This window comes from Streptomyces sp. NPDC051173, from assembly GCF_040689515.1.
GTDB lineage: Bacteria > Actinomycetota > Actinomycetes > Streptomycetales > Streptomycetaceae > Streptomyces.
In genome coordinates this window covers 98,719-111,505 of record NZ_JBFBBD010000006.1, presented here as the reverse complement: position 1 = coordinate 111,505, position 12,787 = coordinate 98,719, and the positions used below count along the sequence as shown (strand labels likewise).

General features: G+C 72.4%; 13 protein-coding genes. 6 read left to right on the top strand and 7 right to left on the bottom strand.

All coding sequences use genetic code 11. The annotated features are described in order from the left end of the window. Positions 1 to 9 precede the first annotated feature (9 nt). On the bottom strand, positions 10 to 1,524 hold the full coding sequence (locus AB0435_RS06265) for a hypothetical protein (RefSeq protein ID WP_366002535.1): 1,515 nt from the start codon (positions 1,522 to 1,524) through the stop codon (positions 10 to 12). A 235-nt stretch (positions 1,525 to 1,759) separates the two neighbouring features. On the opposite strand from AB0435_RS06265, the gene AB0435_RS06260 reads away from it, so the two are divergent. Both AB0435_RS06260 and AB0435_RS06255 read left to right on the top strand, forming a co-directional pair. Next, positions 1,760 to 2,890: an aminoglycoside phosphotransferase family protein gene (locus AB0435_RS06260; protein WP_366002536.1), complete on the top strand. Its 1,131-nt coding sequence runs from the start codon at positions 1,760 to 1,762 to the stop codon at positions 2,888 to 2,890. A 362-nt stretch (positions 2,891 to 3,252) separates the two neighbouring features. Next, positions 3,253 to 5,136: a peptidoglycan recognition family protein gene (locus tag AB0435_RS06255; RefSeq protein ID WP_366002689.1), complete on the top strand. Its 1,884-nt coding sequence runs from the start codon at positions 3,253 to 3,255 to the stop codon at positions 5,134 to 5,136. Between the two features lie 72 nt (positions 5,137 to 5,208). Here AB0435_RS06255 and AB0435_RS06250 read toward each other — a convergent pair whose 3' ends face one another. Continuing rightward, positions 5,209 to 5,709 carry a hypothetical protein gene (locus AB0435_RS06250; protein ID WP_301889609.1) on the bottom strand — a complete coding sequence of 167 codons (501 nt, stop codon included), beginning with the start codon at positions 5,707 to 5,709 and terminating at the stop codon, positions 5,209 to 5,211. Between the two features lie 140 nt (positions 5,710 to 5,849). Then, positions 5,850 to 6,467, bottom strand: coding sequence for a TetR family transcriptional regulator C-terminal domain-containing protein (locus AB0435_RS06245; RefSeq protein WP_366002537.1), 618 nt, complete (start codon positions 6,465 to 6,467; stop codon positions 5,850 to 5,852). A gap of 68 nt (positions 6,468 to 6,535) precedes the next feature. On the opposite strand from AB0435_RS06245, the gene AB0435_RS06240 reads away from it, so the two are divergent. The 4 genes from AB0435_RS06240 to AB0435_RS06225 all read left to right on the top strand — a co-directional run bounded on the left by AB0435_RS06240 (position 6,536) and on the right by AB0435_RS06225 (position 9,164). Beyond that, positions 6,536 to 7,015, top strand: coding sequence for a DUF1453 domain-containing protein (locus AB0435_RS06240; protein WP_366002538.1), 480 nt, complete (start codon positions 6,536 to 6,538; stop codon positions 7,013 to 7,015). 327 nt (positions 7,016 to 7,342) lie between these two features. Next, entirely contained in the window at positions 7,343 to 7,738 is a 396-nt protein-coding gene (locus tag AB0435_RS06235) for a rodlin (protein ID WP_366002539.1), read from the top strand. Between the two features lie 155 nt (positions 7,739 to 7,893). Then, a complete protein-coding gene (locus AB0435_RS06230; RefSeq protein ID WP_366002690.1) occupies positions 7,894 to 7,977 on the top strand; it encodes a putative leader peptide in 84 nt (27 codons plus the stop codon). 170 nt (positions 7,978 to 8,147) lie between these two features. Next, positions 8,148 to 9,164 (top strand): 2-oxoglutarate and iron-dependent oxygenase domain-containing protein, encoded by a 1,017-nt coding sequence (locus AB0435_RS06225; protein ID WP_366426331.1) that lies wholly within the window; start codon positions 8,148 to 8,150, stop codon positions 9,162 to 9,164. Between the two features lie 99 nt (positions 9,165 to 9,263). Here AB0435_RS06225 and AB0435_RS06220 read toward each other — a convergent pair whose 3' ends face one another. The 4 genes from AB0435_RS06220 to AB0435_RS06205 form a co-directional block, all read right to left on the bottom strand. Next, entirely contained in the window at positions 9,264 to 9,488 is a 225-nt protein-coding gene (locus AB0435_RS06220) for a DUF397 domain-containing protein (protein ID WP_366002691.1), read from the bottom strand. A gap of 84 nt (positions 9,489 to 9,572) precedes the next feature. Then, a complete protein-coding gene (locus AB0435_RS06215; RefSeq protein WP_366002541.1) occupies positions 9,573 to 10,748 on the bottom strand; it encodes a thiolase domain-containing protein in 1,176 nt (391 codons plus the stop codon). After that, positions 10,745 to 11,803 (bottom strand): thiolase domain-containing protein, encoded by a 1,059-nt coding sequence (locus tag AB0435_RS06210; protein ID WP_366426330.1) that lies wholly within the window; start codon positions 11,801 to 11,803, stop codon positions 10,745 to 10,747. The genes AB0435_RS06215 and AB0435_RS06210 overlap by 4 nt, the downstream gene beginning before the upstream one ends. Next, positions 11,800 to 12,744: an OB-fold domain-containing protein gene (locus AB0435_RS06205; RefSeq protein WP_366002543.1), complete on the bottom strand. Its 945-nt coding sequence runs from the start codon at positions 12,742 to 12,744 to the stop codon at positions 11,800 to 11,802. The genes AB0435_RS06210 and AB0435_RS06205 overlap by 4 nt, the downstream gene beginning before the upstream one ends. Positions 12,745 to 12,787: the final 43 nt, after the last annotated feature.

The following is a 12,787-nucleotide window of genomic DNA, read 5'->3' as shown; positions in this document are numbered from 1 at the left end:
GTTCCCCTGCTACACGGCCGTGCCCTTGCCCGGGTCCTTGCGCATACCCTTCCCCGGGGCCTTCGGAGCCTTGGGGAGAGCCTGCTTGATCTCCTGGCGGAGGTCCTCGATCCGGCCGTAGCCCGCGTACCTGCCGGTGAGCCGGTACATCACGCGCAGCCGGTCCCAGGTGCGATGCGAGGAGGTCTCGCCGATGGACACCAGGGCCAGCCGTGCATAGGCGTCCGCCTGCTCCGGGTCGTTGTCGATGAAGCAGGCCGACGCCATGGAGATGTAGTCGAAGATCATGGAACGCTGGTAGCCGTTCCTCCGGAGGGCCAGCGCCTCCCTGGCATGCTGCTGGGCGACGGCCGCGGCCGCCGGGTCGTGCTCCGCGAGCGTGCGGTACGCCAGCGCCTCCATGCCGTGGAGGTCCGCCTCGTCGAACGACTGCATCCAGCTGGGCGGTGGCACATCGCCCTTGTCCGAGACGAAGAGCTCCTCGGCCTCGCCCAGGGTGCGCCGCATGGCCTGGCCCCGGCCCATGGACGCCTGTGCCCATGCCTCGATGGTGCAGAGCATGGCGCGGGTGCGGGGCAGCATCTCGTCGCCGGAGCCGGACTTGGCGAGCTTCATCAGGTCCAGCGCGTCGTCCGGGCGGCCGAGATGGACCATCTGGCGCGCGGCACGGGAGAGCGCCTCCCCCGCCCGTGGCCGGTCGCCGCCCTCGCGTGCCGCGTGGGCGGCGATGACGAAATACTTCTGCGCGGTGGGCTCCAGGCCCACGTCGTGGGACATCCAGCCGGCGAGCACCGCGAGATTGGCGGCGACCCCCCACAGCCTCCGCTGGAGGTGCTCGGGGTGGTGGTAGGCGAGCATGCCGCCCACCTCGTTGAGCTGGCCCACGACCGCCTTGCGCTGGAGGCCGCCGCCGCGCTGGGAGTCCCAGGCGCGGAAGACGTCGACCGAGTGCTCCAGGGCGTCGATCTCGGTGGAGCCCACGGGCGCCGCCTCGTAGCGGTCGAGCCCGGCGTTGTCGGCGTGTGTGGAGTTCAGGTGCAGGGGGTCGGTGAAGCGGGGAGCGTCGGAGGCGAGAACCGGATCGGAGTGCAGCCAGTCGTGCATAGCGCTGCTGAGTGCTGAGCCTGCGGCGAGCGCGGCGCCCGCGCCCACCAAGCCGCGTCGGTTGAGCATGAGGTCCATTCCCGTGAATTCGGTGAGGACCGCGGCGGTCCGCTCGGGCGGCCAGGGCAGCCCGTCAGCGGACTGCCCCTTGCCTGCGCGCCCTCGCCGGCCGAACCCGAGGTCCTCGATGGTCACGACACGACCGAGCCGCTCGGTGAAGAGGGCTGCCAGCACACGGGGCACGGGATCGCGGGGGGACTCCCCCATGTCGATCCAACGCCGCACTCGGGAGGTGTCGGTGGCCAGTTGCGGGTGGCCCATGACGGCCGCCTGCCGGTTCACCAGTCTCGCGAGTTCGCCCTTGGACCATCCGGCCAGGCCGAACAGATCCGCTAGGCGGGTGTTGGGTTCCCTCGTCACGTCAAGCCCCCAGGTTCTCGGCTGACTTGAAGGTAGCGGGCCGTCATGGGCCAAGCGAGTATTCGCCAGGGTTCGCCAGGGTGCGCCAGATGGTGTGCCACCCGCGACTGGGTGTGATGTAGGAACGCGCCACCCCGGCCACCCCGCAGCCGGAAGGCATTCCCCAGGGTGCCCCACGGCCCGGGGACCGGGGAGCGCCGTAATTCGCCGGCACCCGAAGGGATCTGTTCCGCACATGTATGCAGCCTCGTCCTCCGTGTCCGCGCCGCCCCGGCAGCTCCGTCCGCAGCACGTCGGCGGCGGACCGTACCTCGACCCCTCCCACGCCGCGGGAGCTGCCTTCGGGGCCGGACGGGCCCGGCGGTCCGCGGGGCTCGGCGGCCAACCGCTCAGCGGGAGAATCGACTTGTCCGGCCCCCAGGGCGCGCAGTTGCGCACGGCCATCGCCGCGGTGCACCGCATCTGCCCGGAGTTCAACCCGGTCCAGGTGCTGCGCCGCAGCGGGCGCTCGGTCCTGCTGGTCGGATCCACCGGCCGCAGCACAGCAGTGGCCAAGTGTTTACTGGACCACTCTCCGGCATGGGCCGAGCGGTTCCGCCACGAAATAGCTACATACCGGGCGTTCGTCCGTCACCGGCCGCCGGTGCGGGTGCCGCGGCCGATCGCCGCGGACCCCGACAACTGCACGCTGGTGATCGAGCGGATGCCCGGCCGGCCGGCCGCCGCCCAGCGGCACCCGACCGACCCCCCGCCCCGCGCGGACGTCCGCGCGGCACTCGGCGCGGTCTGCCGGGTCAACCTCTGGCGGCCCCCGGCCGGCATGTTCGACATGCCGCTCGACTACGGCAAGCGCATCACCCGCTATCACGAGCTGGGCCTGCTCACCGACCGCGATCTGGGTGATCTCCAGAAGCTGCTGCACGGGCTGGCCCATGTCCAGGGGCAGTTCTGCCACGGCGACGCCCTGCTCTCCAACATCCTCCTCTCCCCCGCGGGCCCGGTGCTCGTCGACTGGGACCAGGCCGGCTGGTATCTCCCGGGATACGACCTGGCCACCCTGTGGACCGTCCTCGGGGACGCCCCGGGTGCCCGCCGTCAGATCAGCCAGTACGCACAGCAGGCCGGCCCGGTCTCCCGTGACGCCTTTCTGGTGAATCTGATGCTCGTGCTGACGCGGGAGATCCGTACGTACGAAACGGCTGTCCAGCGCGCATTGCAGGAGCCCGCCCCGACCGCACCCGGTGCAACGCCGACCGCACCCGGTGTCGCCGAGTCCGGTGAGGAGCAGCGGCTGCTGCTGCGTCGCCTGCACGACGACTGCGCGCTCGCCAGGCGTGCCGTAAGGGCGGCGGTCGGCACCCGCTGACCGCTCCCCGCCCGGTTCGCCCCCGACACGCCGCGCGTCCTCCCCGCGCGGCGTGTCGGCATTCACCAGCAAGGATGACCACCGTTTTCCGCGTTGCCGCGTCCCCCACACGGGCGCATCAGCATGATTGACGGATCGTCATCCAGCGGCTACCTCTGGTACGTCCGGTCCGGCACGCCCGATCGCGCACCTACCATCCAGCTCGGTGGCACTGCCGTCCCGAGGAGGCCGCATTGCGAGGATCCGCCCCCGCCCCCCGGACCACTCTGCCGAGAGCCCGGTGGGGAACCCGCCGCAGACTCCGGGCGGTCGGCGTCCTGGCGTCGGCCGCCCTGTTGGCACCCGCCCTCTCCGGCAGCCCCATGGCCAGCGGCGAGGAACAGCCGGGCGTCGGCGCGTTGCAACGGGCCTTCGTCGCCGCGTCCGCGAAGTATCACGTGCCCCCGAGCGTGCTGCTGGGCGTCTCGTATCTCCAGTCCCGCTGGAACGCCCACGGCGGCGCGCCCAGTGTCACCGGCGGCTACGGCCCCATGCACCTCACCGACGTCGCCACCGCGCTCGCGGCGGGCACGCACCGCGGTGACGGGCTCCAGGACCCCCGCGGGGACGGCGCCCGGCCGCTCGCCGGGGCGCGTTCCGTCCGCCCGGAGCTGCCCGTGCCCGTGGAGGTCCCGGCGCGGCTGCGCACGCTGGAGCGGGCCGCCGAGCTGTCCGGCCTGTCCGCCGAGGCGCTGCGTCTGGACCCGGCGGCCAACGTCCAGGGCGGTGCGGCCCTGCTGGCCGCCGCGCAGCACCGGCTGGGGCTGCCGCCGAGCCCCGATCCCGCGGACTGGTACGGCGCGGTGGCGAGCTATCCGGGTGCCACGGACGCGGTGTCGGCCGGCACCTTCGCGCACGACGTCTTCGAGGTGATCCGCGCCGGTGTGCGGCGCACGACGGACGCCGGTCAACTGGTCGCCCTGGAGGCGGTCCCCCGTGCGGTCGACCGTGCGGACCAGGTGCGGCGGCTGGGGCTCCCGACGCCTCCGGGGAACGGCGTGGAGTGCCCGTCCTCGGTGGCGTGCGAGTCGATCCCGGCGCCGTACCAGAAGCTGGAGGGGACGGACTACGGCAACCACGACGTCGCCGACCGCCCCAGGACGCCTTCGCAGAAGGTGGACTTCATCGTCATCCACGACACCGAGGGGTCGTGGGAGACGACGGTCAAGCTGATCAAGGATCCCGCGTACGTGTCCTGGAACTACACCGTGCGCTCCGCGGACGGGCACATCGCCCAGCACGTGCCGACGAAGGACGTGGCCTGGCACGCGGGCAACTGGTACGTGAACTCCGCCTCCGTCGGCATCGAGCACGAGGGCTTCCTGGCCCAGCCCGACGCCTGGTACACGGAGGAGATGTATCGCACGTCGGCCCGGCTGGTGCGCTATCTGGCCGACAGACTGCACGTCCCGCTGGACCGGCAGCACATCCTGGGGCACGACAACGTCCCGGGCACGACCCCGGCGACCATCAAGGGCATGCACACCGACCCGGGTCCCTTCTGGGACTGGGAGCATTATTTCGAGCTGCTGGGCAGGCCCTTCTACCCCACGGGTGGCGCGTACGGCGGGGTGGTCACCATCCGGCCCGACTACGACACCAACACCCCGCGGTACACGGGCTGCGAGGGAGCGGACAAGCCCTGCGCGCGGCACGGTTCAGGCGCTGTCCGGCTGTACACGGCACCGAAGAAGGACGCCCCGCTCGTGAAGGACATCGGTCTGCGCCCGGGCGGCGGCGCCTCGACGACCGATGTCAACGACACGGGGGCCCGCGCTTCCACCGGCCAGCAGTTCGCGGTCGCCGACCGCCAGGGCGACTGGACGGCGATCTGGTACCTCGGCCAGAAGGCGTGGTTCCGCAACCCGTGGTGGGAGCCCACCGTGGTCAATGCCCGGGGCAAGGTGGTCACCCCCAAGGCGGGGTCGGCCGGGGTCCCGGTCTACGGACGGGCCTATCCCGAGAAGGAGGCGTATCCCGCCGGTGTGCCGGTGCAGGAGGTGACACCGCTGCCGTACAAACTGCTCGCGGGACAGGCCTACGTGGTGGGCGGTCAGGTGCCGAGCGAGTATCTGTGGTCGAAGTCCTTCGATCCGGCGGGTCACCAGGTGATCCGGGGCAAGGACGTCTACTACGAGATCCAGTTCGGTCACCGGGTGGCCTTCGTCAGGGCCGCCGATGTGAGCGTGCGCCCGTCCGACCGCTGAGGGCGCGGACAGCGAGGGAGCCCGGTACGGCAGGCGTACCGGGCTCCGGTGTCGGTGGGGCGTTCCGCGGGCTCAGACCTGCTGGAACATCTCCGCGGGCAGCGGCTTGAGCAGCTGGTAGAGCTCGTCGGTGATGGGGCGGTCCCAGCTGGCGATGGTGACGAGGACGCCGTCGCTGCGGTCGAACTGGGTGCAGGAGATGCGGCCTTCGGAGCACTTCAGGCGGCGCACGATCAGCAGGTTGTCCTCGTGCATGACCGGGATGTCCTCGGTCTCCAGCACCTGCACGGGCTCGTCGTTGCCGAGGGCCACCAGCAGTTGCGCCACCTCGAAGGGGACCTGGCCCTCGCCCAGCTCGCGGGCCGGGGAGCCCTCGGGCAGATTGCCGATGATCATCGCGGGGCCGCGCCCGCCGAAGAGGTCGTAGCGGAGGAAGACGCCCTGGCAGCTGCCGTCGGGCGCGGGCAGCAGTCCGGCACCGAGGTCGCCGGGCCAGTCCCCCGGGTCCATGGCGAGGACGTCGAAGTCCGGCCCGGTGGGCGTGGCGGCGCTGCGGCGGCGGAGGAACGACATGCCCACATCGTACGTGCACCGCGGCGCGCCGTGACGCCGGGGAGACCCCCGGTGCGGCCCGGCGCGCGGGGCCGGGGCGGCGTACGGGGCGGCGTGGGGAGCGGGGCGCGCGCGGCGGCCGTGGGGCCGAACGGGTGCGGTCAGCGGCGCTGCCCGAGGGTGTCCAGGTGGTGGCTCAGCATCCGGCGGAGGAGCTCGGGGGTCAGCCGGTCCGGTTCGAGCACGGCCTGGAGGGTGAGGCCGTCGACCAGCGCGGCGAGCCGGAGGCTCTCCAGTTCGACGTCGAGTCCGTCGGGCAGCCCGCCGCTCTCCTGGCCGCCCTGGAGGACGCGGGCCAGCAGGGCGACGGTGCCCTGCTGCAACTCGACGGCGCGGGGCCGGAGTCCGGGCCGGGTGCGGGCCGCTGTGGTGAAGGCGATCCAGAGCTCGGCCTCCACGCGGCGCTCGTCGTCGAGCGGCAGCAGCTCGGCGAGCAGTTCCTCGGCGCGCGTGCGGAGGTCGCTGCCGGGGGCGGTGGCGAGGACGAGGTCGGCGCGGGCGCGGAGGCGGTGTTCGATGCGGCCGACGAGCTCCCCCATCGCGAAGATCACCAGCTCGTCGTGGTCGCTGAAGTAGTGGCGGACGGACCCGACGGCGAGTCCCGCCTCGTCGGCGACGTTGCGCAGCGAGGCGGCCTCCAGGCCGTCGCGGCCCACGACGCGGAGGACGGCGGCGGCGACGGCGCGGCGGCGGGCCCCGGGGTCGACGATCTTCGGCATGTCGACTTTATAGCACGGTCGAGCTAATATCTTTTTTGGCACGACTGGGCTAAAAAGAGGGGGAGCGAGTGAACGGCTGGCTGCACGGGGGGATCATCGCCGCGGTGGTGATCGTCGTGGTGATCAAGCGACTGCGAGGAGAGGCCCTCAACGCCCGCGATCTGCTGTTGCCACCGGTGATCCTCACCGGCATCGGCATAGCGTCCCTGGCCAAGGCCGAGGGCCTGACGGCGACGGATCTCGCCTGGTCGGCCACGGGCGCCGTGCTGGGGGTGGCGGCGGGCGCGTGGCGCGGGTCGGCCGTCGTGGTCTTCGAGAAGGACGGGGTGCTGTGGCAGCGCTACACCGGCCGGTCCTTCCTCGTCCTGGTGGTCACTTTCGTCGCCATGGCGGGCTTCGGGCTGCTCGCGACGCATGCGGGCATGCACGCGAACGCCCGGCCCATGCAGCTCAGCCTGGGCGTCACCTTCATCGGCGAGGCGCTGGTGGTCGGCCTGCGCGGCCTCCGGTCCGGGGTGCCGTTCGCGCCGGAGCGCAGCCGGCGGTGAGGCCCGTACCCCTCGCGCGGCGGCCGGCTCGCAGGAGCGCAAAAGCCCGCCCGGACGCAGCTTGTGGGGGCGCTGTCCGGGCGGACTGACGGCCGAAGATCCGCCGCGCGCAGCACGCTACCAGCCATATCAGGGCGGCCCCGCCGCCATCACCCCAATGGCCCGTGGTGGCGGAGGAATATCCCGAGACGATGGGGACACCCCCGGCATTTCCGTACCGATCGCTCGATGGCGCAAATGAGTGAATGCCCGAAACCTCGGCAAATGGGGTCGAGTTACTCAGGACACTTCCCCTGAGAAGGCGCTAATCGATCGAAAGGCACAGACGTGCTCAAGAAGGTACTCGCCACGGCCGCGCTGACGGCCTCCGCGGTCGGCACCATCGCCGGTCCCGCGATGGCGATCGGCAACGACTCGGACGTCGCGAACGGAAACGCTTCCCGGACCGGTTACGGCAACACCATGACCGGCGGCGAGCAGAGCCCGCAGATGAGTCTGATCCAGGGCACGCTCAACAAGCCGTGTCTCGGCATCGGCAAGATCGGCCTCCAGTCGCTGATCGCTCTGATCAACGTCGGCGTCCAGGACGTACCGGTCCTGAGCTCTCAGCAGCAGCAACAGTGCACCGACAACTCGACGATCTCCGACGGCGACGACCCGCTGTCGCACATTCTCGACGAGATCCCGATCGTCTCGGGCAACGGCTCGGGCAACGGTCGCTGACAACGGCGGTCGCTGCTGCGCGATCCCCCCTTCCGCGGGTGCACGGGCACCGCGGGAGGGGGGATTCCGTTTGTCCGGACCGGAAGATCCATAGCTTCGAGGCCGTCCGGGCCCTTCGAACCAGGCCGGATCTGTTGGTTACGGCGTCGTATACGATGGTCCACGTGACCATGCTCGTGAAACGCCGCCACGTGGACCTCCTCCGCGTCACGAGCATGTCCTGTCGCCACTACGGCTGACCTTCTTCCCGCCCGGCCCGCTTTCCCGGGCCGCGGGCCTCTTTTCTTTTTTCTTTCTTCCTGCCGCTTCCCGGTCCCCCCGCCTGTCCTGCCCGCGTACCCCGCGGTGACAGCGCGGCCGTCCGGCGCACCGCCGTACGTACCGGGCCTTCACGCAAGTGGATGTCCTCATGAGCAACAAGCTTCCCGTCATCGACCTCTCCGCCGCGTCGGGTGACGCCGCAAGCCGCGCAGCCTTCCACGAGGCGCTGCACGGCGCCGCCCGCGACGTGGGCTTCTTCCACCTGACCGGGCACGGGATCACCGAGTCCGAGACCGCCGAACTGATGCGTACCCTCCGTGCGTTCTTCGCCCTCCCCGAGGCGGAGCGGCTGTCCATCAGCAATCTCAACTCGCCCCATTTCCGCGGCTACACCCGCATCGGCGACGAGCGGACCGGCGGCAGCCGCGACTGGCGGGACCAGATCGACATAGGCGCCGAGCGCGCGGCCCGCATACCCACCGGCGACGAGCCCGGCTACTGGTGGCTGGAGGGCCCGAACCAGTGGCCCGCCGCCCTTCCCGAGCTCAGGACCGCCGCGCTGCGCTGGATCGACAGGCTGAGCGAGGTGGCCGGGCGGCTGCTGCACGAGCTGCTCGCCTCGATCGGCGCTCCGGCCGGCTTCTACGACGACGCCTTCGCCGACCGCCCCCACCTGCACCTCAAGCTGGTCCGCTACCCCGGCAGCGCCCCCGACGGCGCGGGGCAGGGCGTGGGCGCGCACAAGGACTACGGCTTCCTGACGCTGCTGCTCCAGGACGAGGTCGGCGGCCTCCAAGTGGAGGGCGCGGACGGGGTGTTCCGCGATGTGCCGCCGCTTCCCGGGGCGTTCGTGATCAACCTCGGCGAGCTGCTGGAGGTGGCGACCAACGGCTATCTCAAGGCCACCAACCACCGTGTGGTCAGCCCGCCCGGCACCCGGGAGCGCTACTCCGTGCCGTTCTTCTACAACCCCCGGCTGGACGCGCGCATCGAGCCCGTGCCCTTCCCGCACGCGCACCGGGCGCCCGGGGTCACCCAGGACTCCTCCAACCCGCTGTTCGCGGAGTACGGCCGCAACGAGGTCAAGGGCTGGCTCCGCGCCCACCCGGAGGTCGCCCGCCGCTACCACGCCGGGCTCCTGACGGAGGGCATCCCGGTCGGCTGACCCGTTGTATTCCGCTGCGGGCCGGTCCGCCGCCCGCGGCGGGAGCGTCCTCGAACTCCCCGGCTCCCTCCCCGGACTCCGTCCGGGGAAGGTCCGGGGTCAGGGGGCGTCGAAGCGGCCGATGCGGGCGCTGCGGACGAAGGCGGGCCACTCCATCGGGGTGAAGACCACGGCCGGGCCACCCGGCGAACGCCCGTGACGCATCGCGATGAATCCCTCGACGAAGGCGATCTGGACGTCACCGACGCCCTGACCGCCCGGCTGCCATGCGGCGTTCGCGAGGTCGAGCTCCGGCCTTGTGCCACCGGCCAGTTGGTGCGTCATGCTCTTCGCCACGTCCGTAGCTCCTCCCGGTCGTCCTCCCGGCCACCCTAGCGAGCGCGCGACGCGCCGGACAGGCCGCGAACCTCAGCTGCCGGGCGGCTCGGCGCCCACCAGCCACATGGAGAAGAACTGCGCTCCCCCGCCGTAGGCGTGGCCGAGCGCCTTGCGGGCACCGTCGACCTGGTGCGCACCGGCCCGGCCGCACACCTGGAGCGCGGCCTCGGCGAAGCGCAGCATGCCGGAGGCGCCGATGGGGTTGGTGGACAGCACCCCGCCCGAGGGGTTCACGGGCAGGTCGCCGTCCTGCTCGGTGGCGCCGGAGGCGGTGAGCTTCCAGCCCTCGCCCTCGGCCGCGAAGCCGAGGTTCTCCAGCCACATCGGCTCGTACCAGCTGAAGGGGACGTAGAGTTCGGCCACGTCGATCTCGCGCCGCGGGTCGGTGATCCCCGCCTGGCGGTAGACGTCGGCGGCGCAGTCGCGGCCCGCTCGGGGCGAGACGAAGTCCTTGCCCGCGAAGAGGGTCGGCTCGCTGCGCATGGCGCCGCCGTGCACCCAGGCCGGCGGACGCGGGGCGCGCGCGGCGCCCCGGCGGCCGGTGAGGACCATCGCGCAGGCCCCGTCGGAGGAGGGGCAGGTCTCGGAGTAGCGGATCGGGTCCCACAGCATGGGTGCGGACCGCACCTTCTCCAGCGTGATGTCGTGTTCGTGGAGGTGGGCGCTGGGATTCCGCAGGGCGTTGCGGCGGTCCTTGTAGGCGACGAGGGCGCCGACGTGATCGGGCGCTCCGGTGCGGCGCATGTACGCCCGTACGTGCGGGGCGAAGAAGCCGCCGGCGCCGGCCAGCAGGGGCTGCTGGAAGGGGACGGGCAGGGACAGCCCCCACATGGCGTTGGACTCGGACTGCTTCTCGAAGGCGACGGTGAGGACGGTGCCGCGCACCCGGGAGGCCACGAGGTTCGCGGCGACGAGGGCCGTGGAGCCGCCGACGGAACCCGCGGTGTGCACGCGCATCAGGGGTTTGCCGACCGCTCCGAGCGCGTCGGCGAGGTAGAGCTCGGGCATCATGACGCCCTCGAAGAAGTCGGGCGCCTTGCCGATGACGACGGCGTCGATGTCGGCCCAGGTCAGCTCCGCGTCGGCGAGGGCGCGCAGGGCGGCCTCGCGGACGAGCCCGGCGATCGAGACGTCCCGGCGGGCGGCCGCGTGCCGGGTCTGGCCGATGCCGACGACGGCCACGGGTTCGTTGTCCGCGCGCTTCACCGGCTCTCCCCTTCCAGGACACCGACGAGGTTCTGCTGGAGGCACGGCCCGGAGGTGGCGTGGGCCAGCGCCCGGTCCGACGCGCCGCGGTGGACGCGGGCGGCCGCCTCGCCGAAGCGGATCAGCCCGGTCGCCATGACCGGGTCGGCGGCGAGGGCGCCGCCGGAGGGGTTGACGGTGACGTCGTCCCCGAGCCGGAGGGCCTTGCGCAGGATCAATTCCTGTGCGGTGAAGGGCGCGTGGATCTCCGCGGTGTCGACGGGGGCGTCGAACGCGCCGGCGTGTTCGGCGGCGAGCCGGGCGGAGGGGGCGTCGGTCAGGTCGCGCAGTCCGAGCCCCTGCGGGTCGACGCGGTGGTCCATGCCACGGATCCAGGCGGGCCGTTCGCACATGCGGCGGGCGGTGTCCCCGGCGGCGAGGACGACCGCGGCGGCGCCGTCGCAGACGGGCGGGCAGTCGCCGGTGCGCAGCGGCCGTACGAGGTGGTCGCCCATGGGCACCCGGCCGCGGAGCCGGGCGTGGGGGTTGGTGCGGGCGGCGGCGCGGCTGCGGTGCGCGACGGCGGCGAGGTCTTCCTCGTCGGCCTCGCCCGCGTCGATGAGCGCCTGCGCCTGGAGCGCGGCGAGGTCGACGGGGCCGGGCCACAGCGGGGCGGTGTAGTAGGGGTCGAGCTGGCGGGTGAGCACGGCGCCGAGGTCACCGGCGGAGGACTTGCCGTAGGCGTAGACGAGGGCGGTGTCGGCGGCGCCGGTGAGGAGTTCGACCCAGGCCTCGTAGAGCGCCCAGGCGCCGTCCGTCTCCACGTGGGACTCCGCGACGGGCGGCCAGGCGCCGACGCCGTCGAGGGCCATGGTGAAGGAGAAGGGGCGCCCGGCGAGGTAGTCGCTCGACCCCGAGCACGTGAAGCCGGCCTGGCCGGGTGCCAGTTGGGCCCGGTCCAGCACCTCGCGCAGGACGGGCAGCAGCATCTCGGTCTCGGACACGTCCTCCGACGAGCGCCGGTGGGCGGTCTGCGCGAAGGCGACGATCGCCACGTCGCGGGCGTACCGCGTCACAGCAGCTCCTTGTACGTGTCGTAGTCGGCGTCGGGTTCGCCCGTGGGGCGGTAGTGGTCGGGGTGGCGGGCGCCCTCGGTCCAGACCGGCTCGACGCGCAGGCCCATGCGCACCTGGTCGTACGGGATGCCGGCGATGCGCCCGTGGAGGGCGAGGTCGGCGCCGTCGAGGGCGATGTGGGCGTAGACGTACGGGACGTCGATCGTGGCGTTCCTGGCCTTGATGTTGACGACGCAGTAGGTGGTGACGGTGCCGCGCGGGCCGACCTCCACCTGCTCGGCGGTGGCGACGCCGCAGGTCGGGCACGCGCCGCGGGGCGGTACGTACACACGGCGGCAGGCGGGGCAGCGTTCGCCGGTGAGGGTGTGCCGGGCGAGGGCGGCGAGGTGGCGGCTCTGGGCGCGGCCGGGGGCGTAGGTGTAGTCGAGGCGGGCGGGTGCGGTGATGCCGGTGACGGGGTCGGCGAAGGTGCCGGTGTGCGGGGTCGCCGGGCCGGCCGTGCCGCTCTCGTGCGGTTCGAAGCACGCGATGTCGGTGATCGCTCCGGTGCGTTCGGCCGCCCACCGGACGCGGACGCGCATCCCGGTGCGTACGGCGTCGGGGCCGGGGGCGTCGAGGGCGTGCAGGAGGGCGGTGCCGGCTCCGTCGAGGCGTACGAGGGCCCACGCGAAGGGGGTCGTCAGGGGCTGTCGCGGGCGGGGGGCCGGATTCCAGGCCCAGGTGGTGACGGTGCCGGTGGGGGCCACCTCGACGAGCTCGCGGATCTCCTCGGCGGTGAAGGGGTCGTACTCCACGGGCGGCACGAGGACGCGGCCGTCGGTGGTGCGCACGCCGAGGACGACGCGTTCGCGGAGGCCGGTGAGGAAGGCGCTCTGGACGGGGCCCAGGGAGCGGGTGAAAGGGAATTCGACGACCAGGGGCGCGGTGAGGATCTCGGACACGGCCGCGGCTCTCCTCCTGTCGGACGGTCTCGGGCGTCTCCGG